Origin of the sequence: Megasphaera sp. MJR8396C (genome assembly GCF_001546855.1) — a bacterium.
Taxonomy (GTDB): domain Bacteria; phylum Bacillota; class Negativicutes; order Veillonellales; family Megasphaeraceae; genus Megasphaera.
Window position 1 is genome coordinate 65045 of sequence record NZ_KQ958161.1, and the last position, 20004, is coordinate 85048.

A 20004-nucleotide genomic window follows, 5' to 3' on the forward strand; every position below is an offset into this window, starting at 1 on the left:
GGCGGCATCTTCTAAGGTTAACCCATCGAGGAGACCACTGGTAAAGCCGACGGCAAAACCATCGCCGGCACCGACGGTATCGACGATGTGTTTTACGTGATAACTCGGTACGTAAAATTCTTCCTGTTCCGTCCGAATATAGGTGCCGTTACTGCCGCCGAGCTTGATAACAACGGTCTGGACGCCGCGCTGCAGATAATACTGGGCAATGTCCTGTTCACTTTCCCGACCGGTCAGAATCCGGCCTTCACCGAGGCCCGGCATGACGATATCGGCATACCGAGCGGCACCATTGATAACTCTAGCCATGGCTTCCTCTGATTTCCAGAGCATGGGCCGCAGATTAGGGTCAAAGGAAATGCGTACGCCTTTACTGTGGGCCCGCATCATGAGAGTATAGATCGTTTCCCGGCATGATTGCGACAAGGCTAAGGGAATCCCCGTCACATGAAGGTGGTTGACGCCAGTCCAGTCGATACCGCTTAAATCAGATGGCTGGAAATGAGAAAAGGCCGTATGCTTACGAATATTGGCCACAAAAGGATCTCCTTCGACGACTTTTTCCTTCATCTGAAAGCCCGTCATATGGTCCTCGTCGGTCCATACATACTGTTCGTGGATGTTGTTTTCTTTCAGGAAATTGACGATACAGCGACCAAAGGGATCGATACCGACTTTAGAAATATACGATACGTTATTTCCCAGGCGCGCCATACCGACGGCATAATTCAGCTCAGCTCCGCAGACGTGGCGGGAAAAGTGTTCGACCGCTTCCAACGGCCCCGTTTCTTCGGCGATGAGTAGCCCCATCGCTTCGCCAATAGTAAGCACATTCTTCATTTTGATTCCTCCATAAGATAAAACGAGACTGTCGCAGCAGACAGTCCCGTCATCGATTTTCTAATTCAACTTACATAGATCATGATACTGTCAAGATATAAATTAGAATATCCTTTCATGTCATTACCAACAGGGAAGCTATATCAAGATCCCTTATTCGATCCTTATTTTACCAAATATCCGCCATCAACCGGAATAATCGCCCCGCCAAGATAATCACTTGCATGGGAGCATAAGAATAAGCAAGGCCCCTTCATATCATCACCCGTACCCCAACGGTGTGCCGGAATGCGTTCTGTAATCTGAAGATAGCGAGGATTATTTTTATCGAGAAGGGCGTCATTCATCTCCGTTGCCATATAACCGGGAGCAATAGAGTTTACATTAATTCCCCGGCCAATCCAATCGTTGCTCAATTCTTTTGTTAACTGAGCAATACCGCCTTTGGCTGCAGCATAAGCAGGTACCGTCTGCCCCCCAAAGAAAGAGGACATAGAAGCAATCGTAACAATTTTTCCGTACCCCTTTTTTAACATGATCTTGCCTGCTTCCTGGCAAAGGATAAAAACAGAATTCAAATTAACATTCAAAACTTCATCCCATTCTTCCATAGGGAATTCTTCTGCACTGTGGCGACGCTGGATTCCATGAGACGTAACCAGGATATCCAAATCCCCCCCAAGGGCTGCTACACTTTCCCGAAAAACACGATAAACTTCATCGCGGACAGCCAGATTACCTTTGACAGCGTGGCAGGCAAAGCCTCGGTCTTTAAAATCATCAGCAACGGTAAATACCCGATCAGACGTCCCGACGATAACGACTTCAGCCCCCGCTTCCATAAGGCCTTCAGCCATGCCATAGCCCAGGCCACGGGTACTGCCTGTTACAATCGCTTTTTTCCCCTTTACATCAAATATATTTTCAGTCGAAATATTCATAATGACATCCTCCAAATTATTCATCAAATAAAATTACCATTTTCTTAACAGATGGATCGGGATTTTCTATTTTATCAAAGACTTCTTGAATGCGACTAAAGGGAATATAATTGGTAGCAATTCCTTTCAAGTTAAATTCGCCATTTTCCATACGTTCAATTGTAGGCTCGAACTGATAGCAGGACATTCGTGAGCCAATAATATCTAATTCTCTCTGATTGATCATCGCTTGAGTGATTTGTTCAGGAACGGTAACAAATCCAAGGGGTACGACACGTCCGGCATTGCAGATAATCCCCGGTTCCATGATCATCGTTAAAGACCCGGGGAAGCAGGCTGAATCAAAGGCAATCGTTACTCCATGTCCATCAGTCAACTCATGAATCCGCTGTTTCAAATCTTCCCGCTTTGTATTAATAACAAAATCTGCACCATATTCTTTTGCCCGTTCTAATGAACTATCACTGATATCAGCACAAATAATCTTTTTAACGCCCTTTGCCTTACATGTTTGTAAAATGATAGCGCCAATCGTCCCAGTCCCCAATATAAGAACCGTATCATCAGGTACCACGCGCCCTCTTTGCGTGCAATGTGCGCCGATTGCAAAAGGTTCTACCAAAGCCGCATCTTTCCAAGGTACGTCGGAACTGATAGGATATACTTCACCTTCGGGAACAATGAAGTATTCCCGCCAACCGCCATCATAACCAGAGCCGCGAACCAAGACATTCTCGCAGACATTTTTACGATGAATACGGCATTGGTAACACGTTCCACAAGTATGAATCAAATCAACAATAATATGGTCGCCAGGTTTGACCTTCGTAACTTTAGAGCCGACAGCCGCTACGACCCCTGCATTTTCATGGCCGGGAATTCGTGGATAGCTGGCGCACGGATTGGAACCATTATAGATATGGAAGTCACTGCCGCAAACACCAGCAGCCTTCATTTGAACTAACACATCATAATCACCCTTAACTTCAGGCCGAGGCACCGTCCGTACCTCATAAGCATGTGCCCCTGTAACGACGACTTCTTTCATCATATCTGACATATCTATTCCTCCATTTCGCAATGATACACTATATTTATACTTCTATTTACTTCATTAGGTCAAGAATCCCAATAGATAAAGCCGGGAAGAAAGCAAATAAGAAGGCGCAGACAATTTCAACAGCCACAAAAGGTAACAATCGTTTGGCGACTTTCGCTACAGGTTCCCCACTAAGGCCACAAGAAACAAACATGGTGGTCCCGAAAGGCGGTGTCGCCTGTCCCATCGCTAATAAGAATACAAACAGCAGACCAAATTGAACGGGATCTACACCAAACTTAATCGCAATCGGTGCTAAGATAGGTCCTAATATTAAGTTCGTCGCACCGACTTCCAAAAACATCCCGCAAATGGTAAGCAGAACAATAATTAATACTAAGAACACAGATGCATTGCTGGCAATAGCCATAAACCCTTTCGTTACCAATACCGGAATGTGATAGAAGGTAACAATAAACCCAAACATCTGCGCCGTAACAACCAGAAACATGATGTTAGCCGTTGTAATGGCAGTCTGTCGAACGACATCAAAGATCTGGGCTCCCGTAATTTCTCGATAAATCCCTAGGCAAACAAAAAAGCCATAAAATACAGCGACAACGGCGCTTTCAGTCGGAGTAAAAATCCCGCCATAAATTCCACCTAAAATAACCAGCGGCATTAAAAGAGCCCAGATGGCATCGCGGAAAGACAGTAAAAAGCGTTTAAAGGAAAAGCTATCATTGCACGGGAAATTACATTTCTTGGCTTTGATGTAGGCATATACACAAAGGAAAAATCCACAAATGATACCAGGTACAATCCCTGCCATAAGCAATTTAGCAACCGACGTATTCGTAATATTACCATAAATAACGAATACCGTAGATGGGGGAATAACGATGCCTAAGGTACCACCAATCGCTTGACACGCGGCCGAATAATCCTTAGGGTAATCTCGTTTAACCATTTCAGGATACATAATGCCGCCAATCGCTGCCGTCGTCGCAACAGAAGAGCCTGAAATAGCTGCAAAAAACGCACAAGCAACGATAGATACCAAGGAAATACCACCTGAAATCCATCCGACCAGAGAATCGGCAAAGGAAACCAGACGTCCAGATAATCCACCTTTTGCCATGATATCTCCGGCTAAAAAGAAGGCCGGTAATGCCAGCATGGCAAAATTATCACATCCTGTGAATATTTTTTGTGTAATCATCGCTAACGATAAATTAGGGTCTAACAAAATAGCACTGATACAAGCTCCCCCCAGTGCCCAAGTAATGGGCAATCCAATGGACATCAGTCCGACTAATACTACCAGCAGGGCTACTGCAGATAACTCCATAACCTTTCGCCTCCTTATTCGTTATTTGTGGAATGTACATCCGCTTCATGATTTGTAAAACACCGTTCTTTCATCTGGAATAAGATAGCGAGTACCGTTAAGCCAAACCCCAGAGAAACAATTCCATACATGACATTCATTGGAAGTCTCAGTGCTGGGCTCATCTGGTAGCCACCGATCTCGATCATTCCAAAACTGCTGTAGAAAAAGACACTGGCAATGATAAACGCTAATAGTTGTCGAATGAATTCTAACCTTTGTTTATTCTTTTTAGAAAGGATATTATCAATTAAATCGATGCTGACAAATTGATTTTCAGTAACCGCAATATTTACACCAAGAAGGGTTAACGCTACATAAAGATATCGTGAAGCTTCCTCTGACCAGGGAATACTATAAAAAACAACATATCGGGTTACGGTTTGTATAAACACAATGCTCATAATCAGAATCAAAATAACCGCGTTTAACCGCATAACCCAAGATTGAATGCTTTTAAACCATTTTTCACCTTGCCTCATCAACTATTCCTCCTCTCCAATATCTTTAGCGGTTTGCTTAATTCGATCCAGTGTATCCTTAAATGTTCCACTAAACTCATCGCGAACGCTGCTAGTAGCTGCAATAAACTGAGATTTATTGGGGTACGTAATCTGCATGCCTTTTGAAGCCAAGGTATCTAACGCTTCTTTATCCATCTGTCGGCTCAACAGTCTTTCGTTTAAATTAGCTCGATTCATGCATTCTGTAATAAGCTGTTGATCGTCCGGAGTGAGGCCTTCCCAAGTTTTCGGTGACATAATCAAAAATACAGTAGAGTATACGTGCTGTGTAATAGCCATATGTTTATTCACTTCTACTACATTATTTTTGTCAATAACCGTCGGCGGATTTTCCTGGCCATCTAGAGCCCCTTGCTGTAAGCCGGTATAGGCATCTCCCCAAGACATGGGCACTGGATCAGCGCCTAATGCTTTCCAGAGCTCTTGATGAATTTTATTTTCCATAACACGCACTCTTAAGCCATAGACATCTTCTACATTAACGACGGGACGTTTAGAATTGGTTAAATCGCGGAACCCGGATTCCCAAATCCCCAATCCATGCAATTTCACAGAGGATAATCGCTGAAGGAAGTCATTACCAATAGGACCTAAGAATACGGCATCGGCATGTTTTTCACTCTCAATCGTATAGGGAAGATCAAATACGGCTATTTCCGGAATAAAATTAGCCAGGACACTTTGATTAACTACGGCAATGTCTAAATTTCCTAATTCACAAGCTTCTATATTATCTCGTTCGGAACCTAATTGCCCATTATGAAAAACACTGATTTGGATACGTCCATTCGATTTTTCATAAACATCTTTGGCAAATATTTCCAAACTCTTACCAATAGCACCATCTGCAGCCGAGGCTTGGGATAATCGCAAGTGAGCTACTCCATCAGCATCATAAATGTTTTTATTGCTCCCACAGCCGGCAGATAATATCAGCATTCCCAGTAAAAGTAATCCGGTCAGAATCCTTCGCATCATATTCATCTCCTTAATAGTTTAATGTGTAGTTATGGAAGTTGTAAGGCTCCATCTGTTTTTCTAGTTTGCGTCCACTGCACCACCTCGTTGCTGCAAGGATATTTTGCCGCCTCTTTTTCGTCGATATCAACCCCTAAGCCGGGAGCGTCATTGGGATAGACATATCCATGGCGGAATTCCGGCAATCCGGGAAAGACTTCCAACAAAGCACCGTGAGGACCTTTAACATCTTGAATAACGACATTCGGGGGTTCAATCCCTGACCACTCTTGAACGCCGAAATTAGGCGCCGCTAAATCGATATGGACATTCGCTGCATGTGCAATAGGTGTCATATCTCCAGGGCCATGCCAAGCTGTTTTTACTCCAAACTGTTCTGCAAAAATAGCGAGTTTACGAGCCGGGGTAATCCCTCCGATTTGACTGATGTGAACGCGAATATAATCAATCAATTGCTCTGTAATCAACTGTCTCCATTCGGCAGGATTATTAAATAATTCTCCTTCCGCCAAGGGAGTCGTAGTACTCATGCGTATTTTTCTAAACCATTCAATCTGATCCAAGGGCAATACATCTTCCACAAAGAAAAGGCGATACGGTTCTAATTCTTTCACAAAACCCATGGCTTCGGTTGGACTGATTCGTTCATGAACATCGTGAATGAGCTCAATATCAAATCCTAATTTACTCCGGATCCCATCAAACAGTTTTAAGGTATCTTTAATATATTTACGACTATCTAAATAAATTCCCGGATACGCGCCTTCGGGAGTACTATTTAAACCATGCGCCTTCCATGATCCGCCATAACCACCACACTGACATCGAATATGGGTAATTCCCATCTCCTTAAATCGCTGGATATTTTCACACAATTCTTCTAGATTTCTACCGTCTGCATGACGATAAACAGGGACGCCCTTACGAATCTTTCCTCCGAACAGTTGATATAGGGGCATTCCGGCAAGTTTTCCCTTTATGTCCCACAAGGCCATATCAATGCCAGAAATAGCATTGTTCTCAATAGGGCCGTTTCTCCAATATCCGTTCTGATGCATCAACTGCCATAGTTCTTCAATATCTTGAGGATCTCGCCCTACTAATAAAGGCTTCAAATATTGTTCAATTAAGCATTTTACGGCTAAAACTCGGTAGGCAAAGGTAGCACACCCAACGCCATATAAACCATCTTGATTCGTCATGACCTTGACAGCCACTAGGTTAATCCCTTCCGGAGCCGTTAATATTACACGGACATCTGTAATTTTTAAAGTCATCATACTCCTCCTTATCCGCTTTTATAAAAATTAACTAGCATAATTGCGTTCTCCAAACTTGTATGTTGTCATACAAGTTGAGTGAAAATAAATAACCTCCCTTTCAACGATCTTGTGACATAATCTTCGGTAACATATCCATAGCATGCTGCATGTGTTCTTCCATCCACATTTTAGCTTGATCAGAATCTTTATTTCTCATCGAATTTAAAATCTTATTATGGTAATAAACCCCGTCTTTATAGCCAAAAAGCAGATTCAATTGTTGACTCGAACGAAGTGTCTGTCCAAAAATACTTTGCAAGGCACTTTCAATAAGAACATTCCCTGAGGCTCGGCTAATTTCTAAATGAAACTGCATATCTGCTTGGACAAAGGCAATCGGTTCATTGCTTTTTTTCTTCATGGTGTCCAAAATAGCTTGCAACTTATCCAAGTGGGTATTGTTCATGCGCTCTGCAGCTAGGGCTGCACTACCACTCTCTATAATTTTGCGAAATTCTAATACTTTTAGAATATCTTTATAATCACTTTGAGTCAGTGTATGAATGGTATTCACAACACCACGTACATCACTATTTTTTACAAAGGTTCCCCGACCATGCTGACTTTCCAAAATATTCAGCGCAATACATTGCTGTATAGCCGTTCTCACGCTCGATCGGCTAACATCCATCATTTTCGTTAATTCATTTTCGGATGGAATCTTAGAGCCGACAGGCCACGTGCCATTTTCAATATTCTTTTGTAAAAAGGCGAAAACTTGTTGCGATATATTGTTTTTTCTTATAATAGGCATAACAATCTCCCAAATAAAGTAAACTTGTATGACGTCTTTCAAGTTGATCTGATTGTATCATCTTGAATGCTAAAATTCAATAGAAATATAAACAAAAATGCATTGCTTGAAAAAGAAGAATATCTTTAAATCAAGCAATGCATTTATTGCAATCATACTTAGAGGACTACGTTTTTCTGATTCCCGGCGATATAAGCGTCGATGTTATCAAAGACGATGACGGCGCGTTTCGCCATCGATTCAGCCGTTGCAAAGGCAACGTGGGGCGTAACGATGGTATTCTTAGAATGGAGCAGGGGATGATCCGTATCGAGAGGCGGTTCTTTTTCAAAGACATCGATGCCGGCACCGGCAATTTTACCGCTGTTTAGGGCATCGGCCAAGTCTTGGGATACGACGACCGGGCCGCGGGCTTCGTTGACCAAGAAGGCCGTCGGTTTCATATAGGACAGGGTTTCTGCATTGATCATGCCCTTAGACTGTTCCGTTACCGGGCAGTGAAGGCTGACGATATCAGACTGAGCCATCAGTTCTTTTAACGGCAGATATTTAATCAGTTCCGTATCTTCTTTATGGGAGAATCCATTGTAGGCAACGACCTTGGCTCCGAAGGCATGGACCAATTCGGCTACGCGATGACCAATGTTTCCCGTCCCGATAAGGCCGACGGTTTTTCCTTCTAATTCATTGCCGACAAGGCCGGCTTTGGTTCCTCCAGCCCGGCAGGCAGCGTCTACCTGAGGAACGCGGCGCAGTAAATCGAGGATCATGGCAATGGTGAGTTCGGCTACAGCAACCGTCGAATAACCGGAAGCATTGCTGACTTTGATGCCCTTAGCTTTCGCTGCGTCGAGAGCTACGTGATCGACGCCGGTAAAGGCGACGTCGATATATTTTAAATTCGGGCAGGCATTGATGACTTCTGCCTTGAGAGGCATATTGGCAATGATGAGGATATCGGCATCTTTTGCTTCTTCGATCTGAACTGCGACGTCATCATTTCTTTCATAAGCGGCAAATTCATGGCCCTTTTCGGTAAGCGGTTTTACATAGGAGTCAAGTAATTCCTGACTGATACCTAACGATTCTAATAAGACAATTTTCATGTTAAAAAGCTCCTTTCAGGATAGTAATCACTCTCTTAATTATACGCAGATAGTAGGGATTTGTAAGCCTCTATGGAAAATCAGTATATAACATTCAATGCTATATAAAAAACAGATAGCCATAAGCCAATGGACCAAGAAACAAAAAAATACTGCCGGCAATCACAAGGGACTGCCAACAGTACATTATAAGGGTTTCAATTTTAAATGTGTCGCCTGAAGGAGTTCTTCCATGGAGGAAGCACCGACCGCTTCAGCCGCTTTTAAGACGATATGGGCACAGGCCCGGGCATCATCAAGGGCCTGATGGTGCTGGAAAGAATAGCCCAAATAGCCGGCAACGGTGTCCAGTTTATGGTTGGGCAGGTCCGGCCAGACGCGGCGTGATATTTCTACCGTGCAGGCATACGACGCCTGGGGCTTTTCCAAATGGTAATACTTCAGCAGGCTGCGCAGGACCCGCGTATCAAACACAGCGTAATGGGCCACCAATATCCGCCCTTCCAGGTGTTTTTGGATATTTCCCCATAAGGCATCAAATTTCGGTTTATGGGCAACCTGCTCCGGATGAATGCCGTGGATTGCCACATTTTCAGGGTCGAATACCATAAAGGGCGGCCGAATCAAAGTGTATCCTTGACGGACACAATCATCGTCATTCATCGTGACCGCCGCCAGCGAGCAGGCGCTGTTGGCATACTTATTGGCCGTTTCAAAATCAAAGGCCGTGAAATCAAGCATACGATACCATCCTTTTGACAAAATCCTAAAATCTACTTACAATTAAATCTGATTTTTCATTCTTTTATCGGTACGAGGTATTTCCATGACGAGTGAACAATATACCTTTGCGGCTCAGGACCAAAAATTTTCCGTAACGGTCGTCCGCAAAAAAGTAAAGAACATCAATCTCCATATCCGAAATGACGGGAACTTGTTTATTTCCGCATCGCCCCGTGTTCCCTGGGCCTATATCGAGGCTTTCTTACAAAAAAAGAGCGACCTTATCTGCCGGGCCGTACAGAAGTTGCAAGAACAGCAGAAAAAGTTCCCTTTCCTGACATTGAGCGACGGCGAAACCCTCTTGATTACGGGGAAACCCTACCGTCTCGACGTCCGTCTGGGCCTTCGCAATACCATCCGGCGAAATCAGGACACGGTATTTATGGAGCTCAAGGACGATACGCCTCAGACCCGGCAGAAGCTGTATCATCAGCTGCTGCAGCGCATCGGAGCCCCTCTTTTTTCAGCCAGTCTTCAGCGAATGCTGCCCTTATTCAAAGAATATAACTTAAAAGAACCGATACTCAAACAGCGCGTCATGCGTTCCCGCTGGGGCTCGTGCATGCCTTTAAAAGGCATCGTGACCATGAACACCTACTTGGCCATTATGCCGGAAGCCATCATTGACCACGTCATGCTCCACGAACTATGCCACTTCATCCACCCCAACCATTCCCGCCATTTTTATGACGTCATGACCGTGCGCATGCCGGACTGGAAGGAACGGCGTCAGGCTATGAACCGGTATCTGCCTTACTGCATCTGATAATCAGGCGGAATGGTCGCGGCTAGGGACGGCTGTCCGTCTTTGAAAGTCAGGATGAACACATCTTTAATGGCATCGTGATTGGCGTCAAGTGAAATCGTCCCAGTCGCCCCTTGATAGTCAATCGTCTTGACCAGTTCTTTGGCGACCTCTGTCGGGTCACCGGACTGACAGCGCGAGATAGCCGCTGCCGTCATCATAAAGGCATCGTAGCCGAGGGCTGCATAACCATCGGGCAAAACGCCGTATTTTTCGTAATAGGCCCGGGAGAATTGACGAGCTGTGTCACTCGATTCGTTCCCGGCATAATGATCGGTATAGTAAAGATTAGTCAGATATTGACCGTCTATATCCTTCTCCATTTTAAGGCTGTTCCAACCGTCAGGTCCCAATAGCGGCATAGAAATTCCCTGGCTTCTCAGTACTTTAATAGCCGGAATCGTCCAGTCGTCGTATCCCGGAAGATAAATGACATCGATGCCGGCAGCCTTTAGCTCAGATATGGCCCGAACAAGGTCGTTCGGATCCGATACGTCACGAAAAATCGGAACCTCTCCGCCGCTGGCAAGAAAAGCACTGCGGAAGTATTCCGCCAGTCCCTGGGCATACATCTTATCGGGATAGTAAAAGACGGCGGCCTTGCCGGCCTGCAGGTTATGACGGGCATAATCGGCCATGGCACGCCCTTGAGAGGCGTCGATAAAGGCAGCCCGGAACATATACTGATAGACTTCATTAGCCCGGATATCGACGGTGATATCGGGCTGCGTCCCGCCAGGACTGATGAGGGGAATCTTGACGGCTTCCACATTGGGAATGACCGCCCGCGTACAGTCGGCAAGGTCCGGCCCAATGATGGCCGACACATGCCGCACGTTTAGCTGCTGAATGGCGGCTACGGCATCTTCCGGCTTGCCGTGATTGTCTACCGATACGAGCTGTACCGGTTTGCCCAGCAGGCCGCCGCGTTCATTGACGATATCTTTCGCCAGTTCAATGCCCCGTTCGGTCGACGCCGAATAGGACATCCCTTTGCCGCTTAGGGCCAGATTGGTTCCGATGAGAACCCCGGTGTACTGGCGGAAAAAAGTACATCCCCCAAGCAAAAAGGCAGACAAAAATACAAACAGGACAAGGAACTGAACATTTTTCTTCATGAAAGTCCTCCTTCCTTATTTGAAAACGTCTGCCTGAGTCTTTATGATTAAGGTAAAAACAGTAAGGGATTGGTCGGCGAGCCATTGACCCGAACCTCATAGTGGACATGAGGTCCCGTGCTGCGTCCGGTGCTGCCGGCCAGGGAAATGATAGAGCCGGCCTGGACTTCCTGTCCGACCGTAACCAAAAGCATCGAATTATGCCCGTAGCGAGTGACAAAACCGTTGCCATGATCGATTTCAACGAGGTTGCCGTAACCATCGACCCAGCCGGCCATGGTAACCTTACCGGCAGCCGTGGCCCGAACGGGAACGCCATAGTCGACACCGATATCGATACCTTCATGGAAGCCGGAACCGCCGCCAATAGGATTGCCGCGATACCCGAATTCAGACGTAATGGTCCCCGTAACCGGCCAAATCGACGGTACCGTAGAGGCACTGTTGGGACTGCCTGAGCTGCCGCCGACCTGATACATACGACTGTTTTGCTGCATTTGCAGGACTTGTTGACCGGCCGTATCACTGAGGACGGTCTTTAAGGTAATAAAGCTGATAATACGGGCATTGCTGCGCGTTTCCAATCGAGAGGTGGCCAATAACAGGTCATTGTAGCTGGCATTAGAAAGGTCCGGGGATTTCTTCTGTCCCCCTGCTACGCCACCGTCACCTTTTGGGCTGTCACCAGCCCCCGATCCCTTGACCATTTGCCGCAGCTCCTGATCGAGGGCATCCATTTTATCCATTTTTTCCTGGAGCGATGCTGTCTTATCCCGCATCAACTCCAGCTGCTGTTCATGCAGCATTTCCTGGTCTTTAGCCTGTTGGAGCGAAACAAATTCATAGATACCGATGCCAACAACAATTACAATGAAAATTGCTGCAGCGACTCCGATACGAATGATTTTTTTATACTGCTCCGGCGTCACAACCAATGGTTCTGTCCGATCAGATCGCAAAAATGACGGCCACCAAGCCGGCATCTGCGCCGGCTTTACCCGCTGCCACCAATCTTTCAGGGACGTCAGCCATGGATAGTCCTTAATTTGGAACTTCACCTTTTTCCCCTCTTTATTCTTCCATATCCTTCTGAACTGCCTGCATGTCACCGCTGTAGTTCAAAGCGTTGTCCAGGCTTTCCTTTTCTTCTTCACTCATGCCGTAAAGACACTTGCCATCGACAATTGGTTTTGCAAAAATACGGGATTCATTGCGGCCATACACACTGGAAAGACAGAATCCGTCATTTTTCCCATCGAGAACCGTAAAGGCAAAACTTAAGTTATTGCCGATATTGTCAAAGGCGTTGTATTTGACAAAACCGATTTTACGGAAACAATGGTTCTGTACAGCCATGATATCTTTTTGAGTCTGATGAATCAAATCCAGGGTCCCCTGCAAATCGTGCAGCTTTTCGACATCATCCCGCAGTTTTGCTTCAACGCTGGTCCCCGTTTCATCCTGCATAAAAAAGGTATACTTCGTTTCTAATTTTTTGATTTTCCAGTGTAAAAAGGCAATATAGACGAGCAAAATCAATAAAAGCAAACCGCCTATACCGGCAAGTGCCATTGCAGCAACCTGCATGTCAACATTAAACATTTTGTTCCTCCCGTAGATATACCAATAGATTATATATGAAACGAAGAAAAGGTCGGCCGTCGAGGACCGTCGTTTTCTTCGGTAAGTATCGACATCAGTCGTTCAAACTCCGCTTCTGATGAAAATGAAATTTCAATTTTTCCCGTCCCCGGCCCGGGCCGCAACTGAATGGAAACATCGGTTCCTAAAGCCATCTTCAGCTTATCCTGTAAGAGAGCAAGGTGGGCATCCGGCTCCGGTTTCGGCTCATTCTCAGCCATGAGTCGCCGTACTAAAGCTTCGGCTTTTCGGGCGGACAGCTCATGTTTCAAAATGTAAAGGGCCGCTTCGCACTGCCCTTCTGCCGTCGGTAGCTGTAATAGCGGCCGGGCCTGTCCCATCGACAGTTTCCCCTCGACAATCAAGCCTTTGACGTCTGCCGGCAGCTGCAGCAGACGAACCATATTGGCAACATGGGAACGGCTTTTCCCGACTTTCTGTGCCGTCTGCTCTTGTGTCAGGCCAAATTCGGTCATCAATCGGTCATAAGCCAGGCCTTCTTCGATCGCATCCAAGTCTTCGCGCTGTAAATTTTCAATGAGTGCGATTTCAGCAGCTTCAGCAAGGCTGTACCGGCGAATAATCGCCGGAATCTGTTTCAATCCGCATCGCCTGGCGGCTCGCAGCCGCCGTTCGCCGGCAATGAGTTCATATTGACCGGGCCCTGACTTTTGGACGACGATGGGCTGAACCACACCATGCTGGCGAATGGATTCGGCTAAGGCATCCAGAGCCGCTTCATCAAAGGAACGACGCGGCTGCCTGGGATTGGGTACAATACATTCGACAGCAATATCAGTGATTCTTTCTCGTTTCCCAGAAGGACCGTCGACCGCCACCATGGCCACCTCTTTTCTCTCGTATTATTTTTAGGTCTATATTATAGTATATAGTCTATTACCCATTTAATCAAATATTTATTCTCTCATCTTTTCTCCAATTTTATGAGAATTCTATGATATAATAAGGAAAAAAATATCTCATTCAGAAAGGATGTAACATATGCCACTATTTACTGATCCCTTAAAAGAAATAGACGCTGCCAGCGTCAAAGAATATGCCCAGCAGCGAGGCGCCGAAGAGCTGTCCGATGATATCGTAAACGAAGCCTGCCAACGCGTCATGGAACTGGCCAAACCGAAGGCTTCCTGCCAGCAGTGCTTCTATGACAATACGTCGCACATGGTCCTTTGCGACAATCCCTTTACGGTCAGCAGCCAGCGTGCCCGCCAGCTCATTGAAGACTCGGCCATCGTATTGATGTACGCCGTGACCCTCGGCGAAGCCGTAGAACAAGAAATCGACAAGCTGTTCATGGATAAGGAAATCACCCGCGGCCTGGCCCTCGATTCGGCCGTCGCCGTTGCCACCGCGAACTATACGAAACAGCTCATCGACACCCTCGATGAAGCCAGTGCTGATAAAGGCTATAAAGCCGTATGGGCCATGAGCCCCGGTACCGGCGACTGGCCGGTCGGTCAGACAGCCAACATCGCCAAGGCCGTCCACGCCGAACAGATGGGCGTCTCGCTCTTGCCGAGCGGCATGCTCATGCCTCGTAAAACCGTAGCCGGTATGATTGGTCTTAACATTGCCGACGGCGGCTGCAGCACTTGCGGCGGTTCTTGCGGCGGCTGCGCCATGGCCGGTCACTGCGGAGAATAAAAGTACCCGCTCGCGCGCGTATCCCCAATATATCAATATATCAAAGGACCTGCCACCTTGGTGGCAGGTCCTTTTTGTTATGGTGTAATTCAGTTTATTTAAAAAATGGTTTTGAGGATGATCGTCTGGCTGCGGTTCGGACCGACGGAAACGATGCCCAGGGGCACGCCGACGAGTTCGCTGATCCGTTCGACATAATGACGAGCTGCTTCCGGCAGTTCATCATAGGATTTGCAGTTTGAAATCGACGTCTTCCAGCCCGGCATGTCTTCATAAATCGGTTCGACATTTTCAAGGACGTCGAGGCTGGCCGGATATTCTTTCAGCTGCTGGCCCTTATATTTATAGCCGGTGCAGATTTTAATCGTATCCAGATCATCGAGGATATCGAGGCGGGTAATGGCCAAATAATCGAGGCTGTTCAGCATAGCAGCGTATTTTACGACAGCCGTATCGAGCCAGCCGCAGCGGCGGGGACGACCGGTAACGGTACCGAATTCGTGACCCGTATTGCGCAGGTAGTCACCGATTTCATTGAGCTGTTCAGCCGGGAACGGGCCGGCACCGACACGCGTCGTATAGGCTTTTACGACACCGACGATGTTTTCCATGCGGCGAGGACCGACGCCGGATCCGGTGCAGGCACCGCCGGCCGTCGGATTAGAGCTGGTAACGAAAGGATAGGTACCGTGGTCTAAGTCGAGCATAGCAGCCTGAGCCCCTTCAAAGAGGACCTTTTTGCCTTCGCTGACGTAGAGGTTAGCCGAGTAGTTCGTATCCTTTACATACTGGCGAATCTGATCGGCATAGCCGAGGTATTCCTGAAGTACTTCATCATAATCGAATCCCGGGCAGCCATAATATTTTTCAAAGAGACGATTTTTCAATTCAATATTGCTACGCAATTTTTCCGCAAAGATATCGCGGTCCATGAGGTCGCCAATGCGAATGCCAACGCGGTTGATCTTGTCGGCATAGCAGGGGCCGATACCATTTTTCGTCGTGCCGATTTTAGCATCGCCCTTGAGCTTTTCATCTTCTTCATCAATGCGGACATGGTACGGCATGATGACGTGTGCCCGTGTAGAAATTTCCAGCTTACTAATGGTTACGCCTTTTGAAGTCATACTTTCAATTTCTTCGAGGAGGACTTTCGGGTTGACAACGACACCGCTGCCGATGATACAAGTTTTTTCGGAAAAGAGGATCCCCGACGGCAAGAGGCGAAGTGCAAAGGACTTATCGTCAACGACGACCGTATGGCCGGCATTGTTCCCACCTTGGGAGCGGATGACGACGTCGGCTTTTTGGGCCAAATAATCTACGATTTTACCTTTTCCTTCGTCGCCCCACTGGGTTCCGATTACCATTGCTGTAGCCATGTATTCAACATCCCTTCATGAATTGCAAAATTAACAAACACTTACATTATACCATAGGCCTTATAGTTATGCTACTAAAAAGGCCCTGGCTTTTACGCTTTTTTTACGATGTCAGCCTTAATAAAAAAATTTTCCCGTCGAAATCTCGATAGAAATAAAAAAGAAACGTCGCCATGCAGACTTGATAAAACAACTCATTGGCTTATTTCAACAAATATTGTATAATATGGAAATACCGAAGAAAAACTGAAATTCATTTTTTATTACCAAGGAGAGATTTTGACCATGTTATTTGATACCTGTCGCATCGGCCGTATTGAAACGAACTGCCGTATTATCCGTTCTGCTACTTTTGAAGGAATGGGAAGGTATGGTGTGCCGACAGAAAATCTGACCAAAATGTATGAAAAATTGGCAGATGGCGGCGCCGGTATCATCATCACCGGTATGATGGCCACCAACAAGATGGAACCGCGGCAGCACTGCCAGATTCGCATCGACGATGACCAGTGCATCGAGCCGCTTGCTAAGGTCGTCAGCCATGTCCACGACCACGGCAGTAAAGTCGTCGCCCAGCTCGTCGTCATGGGTTCGGCCATCCTCCTGCCGGAAGTTCCCGAAGGAGAACACCGCATCATCTTCAGTCCCAGCGGCGTTACCGAAAAGGTAGCCAAATGGACGCAGGAATCGCAGGCCCTGACTGTCAGCCAGATTCACGAGCTGACCAGCGCCGTTGCCCTGGCAGCCGAACGAGCCCAGAAAGCCGGCTTTGACGGCGTCCAGTTCCACGGAGCCCACGGCTATCTGGCCAGCAAATTCTTATCGCCTCACTTTAATACCCGTACCGATGAATACGGCGGCAGCTTAGAAAACCGTGCCCGCTTCCTCTTAGAAACGATTGCGGCGATGAGAAAAGCCGTCGGGCCGGACTACCCCATTTGGGTCAAACTGAACTGTGCCGACTTCATGGAAGACGGCAGCCTGACCTTTGAAGAAAGCAAACAGGTCATGGCCTGGCTTGCTGACGCAGGTGTCGATGCCATCGAAGTCAGCGGCGGCAACACGTCGTCCCTTCCGCGAAAAGGACCCATTCGGGCCATTAAGCGCACGAAGGAACCGATGTATTTTAAAAACTACGCGGCCGAAGCCGCTGCCTCGTTAAAGGGTAAAATCGATATCGGCGTCGTCGGCGGTTTCCGCAGTGCCGAAGAAATGGAACAGGCCCTCGAAGAAACGGACCTGGCCTTCATTTCCATGAGCCGCCCCTTCCTTCGTCAGCCCGATCTTCCCAAACGCTGGCGTGAAGGCGATACCGAACCGTCCTTATGCATTTCCTGCTCGCGCTGCTTCGGCGCTGAAAACGTCGACTGCATCTTTAATAAGCGCGAAAAACAGGAAGGCTGATCGTCTATCCCAAGTAAAAGATACGTTAAAAGTTGATTCTGTACGCATGGAAGAGGAGGGCTGGTCATGACGCTTATTGCCATTGCCGTCATACTATTCAGCACAATCCTGCTCATTTTATGTCTGCCCGTAACCTATGAAGTCACCCTCCACATCGGAAAGCCCTACCACTTCGCCTTCTGTGTCGGATGGGGACGGAAGTTAATCCAAAAATCCTGGTCCTACACCGTCGGCGAAGAAGCCAAGGGTGAACTCTCGGTCTTTTGGAAAAAGGACGATGCTGACGGGAAAAATACCGTAGCGGAATCTCGCGAAGAAGCCCTGCAAATCTTAGAGGAAGAAAGTCAGCAAACGACCTATGAAGACCTTCCTTCCATCGAAGAGGCTGAAAAGGAAGCGGACCAGGAATCTCCCCCAGATACGAAGGAAGAAACGAAGGAGAAAGAAGAAACGGACACGGCGCCGACTGCAGAAAAAAAGAAGGGCAGCCCCAGCGAGTGGATTCCCCTCATCGTCAACACCGATTTCCTGACAGCCCTTTTCACCTGGCTGTCCCGCCTCATCGGTCACGGCCAAATCCGGAGTCTTTCCTTCGATGGAACCCTGGGCCTTCCGGCGCCTCATAAGACCGGCATCTTAGCCGGTGCACTCTACGCCTGCTGCCCGGGAAACCTCGAAAACCTGCAATTCAACTTTTTAGAAGAACAATACGACTGTACCGCCCATGCTTCAGGTCGCCTCTATCCGGCAATGCTCCTCTTGTTCACCTTGATGTTTGCCTTGTCGCGGCCTGTACGCCATATATTGATTCATTGGTTTGCTGTGAATAAGGAGACGCGCTATGGATAACTCGTACATCAAAAACAATTTAGAGCAAATTTTTGAAAGCTTCAAAGAAATGATCAAAGTCGAAACCGTCGTCGGCCAGGCCGTCCACATCGGCGATGCCATCTTGGTTCCCTTCGTCGACGTCACCTTCGGTTTCGGTACCGGCGGCCTGAACGGCAAGACAGAAAACGGCCGCAACAGCCTTGGCAGCGGCGGTGGTGCTCGCCTCGAACCGGCAGCCATCCTGGTCATCAAGGGAGACCGTGTCGAAATGTTCTCGATCAAAAAAGACGGCTATCAGGCCTCGGCTTTTGAAAAACTCATCGCCATGGCTCCTGAAATTATCGACAAAATGAAGAAGGATAAATACATTTACATCCACGATGAAGATGAAGGGGACACGGCGGAAAAAGAAGAAAAGTAATCTTAGCCCTTTTGCTCATTATTGTAATTCTTAACTAAATTTGTTATAATATAATAATAATCATATTTAGTAGTTGAACCGCTCCGGCGGTATAGGAGGAATAAATTATGAAATTGAAAAAACAATTGGCATCTCTCGCCGTTATGGGTATGATGAGTCTTGCAGCTGCATCGTCAGCCTTTGCTGCCGGTGTCGGCTACGTTAATTTCGACGCTCTCGTTCAGGCACACAAAGACTTCCCGAAAGTCAGCGCTCAGATGCAGTCGGCTATTAAAGACGCAAACGACAAGTTCTCCAAACAGGCTCCGAAACTGAAAACCGATCAGGAAAGACAGAACCTCGGCCGTGAATTGGCACAGAACCTCAGCCAGCTCGAAACGAAACTCGTCGTTCCTATTGAAAAAGACGTCGTCGCTAAAGTCGAACAGGTCCGTAAAGAAAAAGGCCTCGACAGCATCGTAGCCCAGGGCGCTATCATCGCCGGCGCTGACAATGCAACCGACGAAACGGATGCCGTCAAAGCATTGCTGAAATAAGAATATAACCTTCGAAAGACTGTCACCGTCGTGGCAGTCTTTTTTTGCGCTCTTTTCAATCCCAAAGAGGCTATAAAAAGCCGTTTTCCCACCTTTTTGTAAAAGTCTTTCAAAATTTCAGAATATCTCTTGACAGATACCCCCATTGGGTATATTATAACAATGTACCCCGAGGGGGTATCCAAGGAGGGAATACTACGATGGAAGAAAAAGACGTCTGTCCTTGCTGCAATTCTGAAAAACATAAGTACCGCAGCAAAGAAGGCAAGGAATATAAGTCTCTCGTATCACGGCTGAACCGTATCGAAGGTCAGGTCCGCGGCGTGAGAAACATGTTGGAAGACGACCGCTACTGCATCGATATCCTGACCCAGGTCAGTGCCATCCAGTCGGCATTGAACGCCTTCAATAAGGAGCTCTTAGGTCAGCATATCAAAGGCTGCGTCGTCGATGATATTCGCGATGGCAAAGACGAAGTCGTCGATGAACTCGTCGGTGCCTTGCAAAAACTCATGAAATAAAGG

Annotated in this window: 22 protein-coding genes; 7 read left to right on the top strand and 15 right to left on the bottom strand. The window is 47.0% G+C overall.

Annotated features, from left to right (window positions below):
• The 10 genes from HMPREF3201_RS03545 to HMPREF3201_RS03590 form a co-directional block, all read right to left on the bottom strand.
• Positions 1-840, bottom strand: an 840-nt coding sequence (locus HMPREF3201_RS03545; protein ID WP_062411767.1) for a sugar kinase, incomplete at its 3' end; no start/stop codon positions are given.
• A gap of 164 nt (positions 841-1004) precedes the next feature.
• Positions 1005-1781: an SDR family oxidoreductase gene (locus HMPREF3201_RS03550; protein ID WP_062411768.1), complete on the bottom strand. Its 777-nt coding sequence runs from the start codon at positions 1779-1781 to the stop codon at positions 1005-1007.
• A 16-nt stretch (positions 1782-1797) separates the two neighbouring features.
• Positions 1798-2841 (bottom strand): alcohol dehydrogenase catalytic domain-containing protein, encoded by a 1044-nt coding sequence (locus HMPREF3201_RS03555; protein ID WP_062411769.1) that lies wholly within the window; start codon positions 2839-2841, stop codon positions 1798-1800.
• A gap of 46 nt (positions 2842-2887) precedes the next feature.
• Positions 2888-4171: a TRAP transporter large permease gene (locus tag HMPREF3201_RS03560; RefSeq protein ID WP_062411770.1), complete on the bottom strand. Its 1284-nt coding sequence runs from the start codon at positions 4169-4171 to the stop codon at positions 2888-2890.
• A 14-nt stretch (positions 4172-4185) separates the two neighbouring features.
• Positions 4186-4692, bottom strand: coding sequence for a TRAP transporter small permease (locus HMPREF3201_RS03565; RefSeq protein WP_062411771.1), 507 nt, complete (start codon positions 4690-4692; stop codon positions 4186-4188).
• A gap of 3 nt (positions 4693-4695) precedes the next feature.
• Positions 4696-5712, bottom strand: coding sequence for a TRAP transporter substrate-binding protein (locus HMPREF3201_RS03570; protein WP_062411772.1), 1017 nt, complete (start codon positions 5710-5712; stop codon positions 4696-4698).
• A 29-nt stretch (positions 5713-5741) separates the two neighbouring features.
• Positions 5742-6992, bottom strand: coding sequence for an enolase C-terminal domain-like protein (locus tag HMPREF3201_RS03575; protein WP_197408254.1), 1251 nt, complete (start codon positions 6990-6992; stop codon positions 5742-5744).
• A gap of 100 nt (positions 6993-7092) precedes the next feature.
• Positions 7093-7788, bottom strand: coding sequence for a FadR/GntR family transcriptional regulator (locus HMPREF3201_RS03580; protein ID WP_062411774.1), 696 nt, complete (start codon positions 7786-7788; stop codon positions 7093-7095).
• A 158-nt stretch (positions 7789-7946) separates the two neighbouring features.
• A complete protein-coding gene (locus HMPREF3201_RS03585; RefSeq protein WP_062411775.1) occupies positions 7947-8894 on the bottom strand; it encodes a 2-hydroxyacid dehydrogenase in 948 nt (315 codons plus the stop codon).
• 186 nt (positions 8895-9080) lie between these two features.
• Positions 9081-9635, bottom strand: coding sequence for a 3'-5' exonuclease (locus HMPREF3201_RS03590; RefSeq protein ID WP_062411776.1), 555 nt, complete (start codon positions 9633-9635; stop codon positions 9081-9083).
• An 85-nt stretch (positions 9636-9720) separates the two neighbouring features.
• On the opposite strand from HMPREF3201_RS03590, the gene HMPREF3201_RS03595 reads away from it, so the two are divergent.
• Entirely contained in the window at positions 9721-10443 is a 723-nt protein-coding gene (locus HMPREF3201_RS03595) for a M48 family metallopeptidase (protein WP_062411777.1), read from the top strand.
• On the opposite strand, the gene HMPREF3201_RS03600 is transcribed toward HMPREF3201_RS03595, so the two are convergent.
• From HMPREF3201_RS03600 to HMPREF3201_RS03615, 4 genes are read right to left on the bottom strand one after another with little or no spacing between them, the layout of a single operon-like run.
• Positions 10431-11600, bottom strand: a complete 1170-nt coding sequence (locus HMPREF3201_RS03600; RefSeq protein WP_072272006.1) for an ABC transporter substrate-binding protein — start codon at positions 11598-11600, stop codon at positions 10431-10433. The two genes, HMPREF3201_RS03595 and HMPREF3201_RS03600, sit on opposite strands and share 13 nt — an antisense overlap.
• Before the next feature lie 47 nt (positions 11601-11647).
• Positions 11648-12658 carry a M23 family metallopeptidase gene (locus HMPREF3201_RS03605; protein WP_062411778.1) on the bottom strand — a complete coding sequence of 337 codons (1011 nt, stop codon included), beginning with the start codon at positions 12656-12658 and terminating at the stop codon, positions 11648-11650.
• Positions 12659-12671: 13 nt separating this feature from the next.
• On the bottom strand, positions 12672-13202 hold the full coding sequence (locus HMPREF3201_RS03610) for a DUF4446 family protein (protein WP_062411779.1): 531 nt from the start codon (positions 13200-13202) through the stop codon (positions 12672-12674).
• 29 nt (positions 13203-13231) lie between these two features.
• Positions 13232-14083 (bottom strand): ParB/RepB/Spo0J family partition protein, encoded by an 852-nt coding sequence (locus tag HMPREF3201_RS03615; RefSeq protein ID WP_062411780.1) that lies wholly within the window; start codon positions 14081-14083, stop codon positions 13232-13234.
• 160 nt (positions 14084-14243) lie between these two features.
• Here HMPREF3201_RS03615 and HMPREF3201_RS03620 point away from each other — a divergent pair, with 160 nt between their 5' ends.
• A complete protein-coding gene (locus tag HMPREF3201_RS03620; RefSeq protein WP_062411781.1) occupies positions 14244-14906 on the top strand; it encodes a hypothetical protein in 663 nt (220 codons plus the stop codon).
• A 98-nt stretch (positions 14907-15004) separates the two neighbouring features.
• On the opposite strand, the gene HMPREF3201_RS03625 is transcribed toward HMPREF3201_RS03620, so the two are convergent.
• Positions 15005-16288 carry an adenylosuccinate synthase gene (locus HMPREF3201_RS03625; RefSeq protein ID WP_062411782.1) on the bottom strand — a complete coding sequence of 428 codons (1284 nt, stop codon included), beginning with the start codon at positions 16286-16288 and terminating at the stop codon, positions 15005-15007.
• Positions 16289-16573: 285 nt separating this feature from the next.
• Between HMPREF3201_RS03625 and HMPREF3201_RS03630 the strand changes: the two genes are divergently transcribed.
• The 5 genes from HMPREF3201_RS03630 to HMPREF3201_RS03650 all read left to right on the top strand — a co-directional run bounded on the left by HMPREF3201_RS03630 (position 16574) and on the right by HMPREF3201_RS03650 (position 20001).
• Positions 16574-17692 (top strand): NADH:flavin oxidoreductase, encoded by a 1119-nt coding sequence (locus HMPREF3201_RS03630; protein ID WP_062411783.1) that lies wholly within the window; start codon positions 16574-16576, stop codon positions 17690-17692.
• 66 nt (positions 17693-17758) lie between these two features.
• On the top strand, positions 17759-18541 hold the full coding sequence (locus HMPREF3201_RS03635) for an ATP synthase subunit B family protein (RefSeq protein ID WP_062411784.1): 783 nt from the start codon (positions 17759-17761) through the stop codon (positions 18539-18541).
• A complete protein-coding gene (locus HMPREF3201_RS03640) occupies positions 18534-18944 on the top strand; it encodes a GerW family sporulation protein (RefSeq protein WP_062411785.1) in 411 nt (136 codons plus the stop codon). Before HMPREF3201_RS03635 ends, HMPREF3201_RS03640 begins: the two co-directional genes overlap by 8 nt.
• Positions 18945-19051: 107 nt before the next feature.
• Positions 19052-19480 (top strand): OmpH/Skp family outer membrane protein, encoded by a 429-nt coding sequence (locus tag HMPREF3201_RS03645; RefSeq protein ID WP_062411786.1) that lies wholly within the window; start codon positions 19052-19054, stop codon positions 19478-19480.
• 200 nt (positions 19481-19680) lie between these two features.
• On the top strand, positions 19681-20001 hold the full coding sequence (locus HMPREF3201_RS03650) for a metal-sensing transcriptional repressor (RefSeq protein ID WP_044503395.1): 321 nt from the start codon (positions 19681-19683) through the stop codon (positions 19999-20001).
• Positions 20002-20004: the final 3 nt, after the last annotated feature.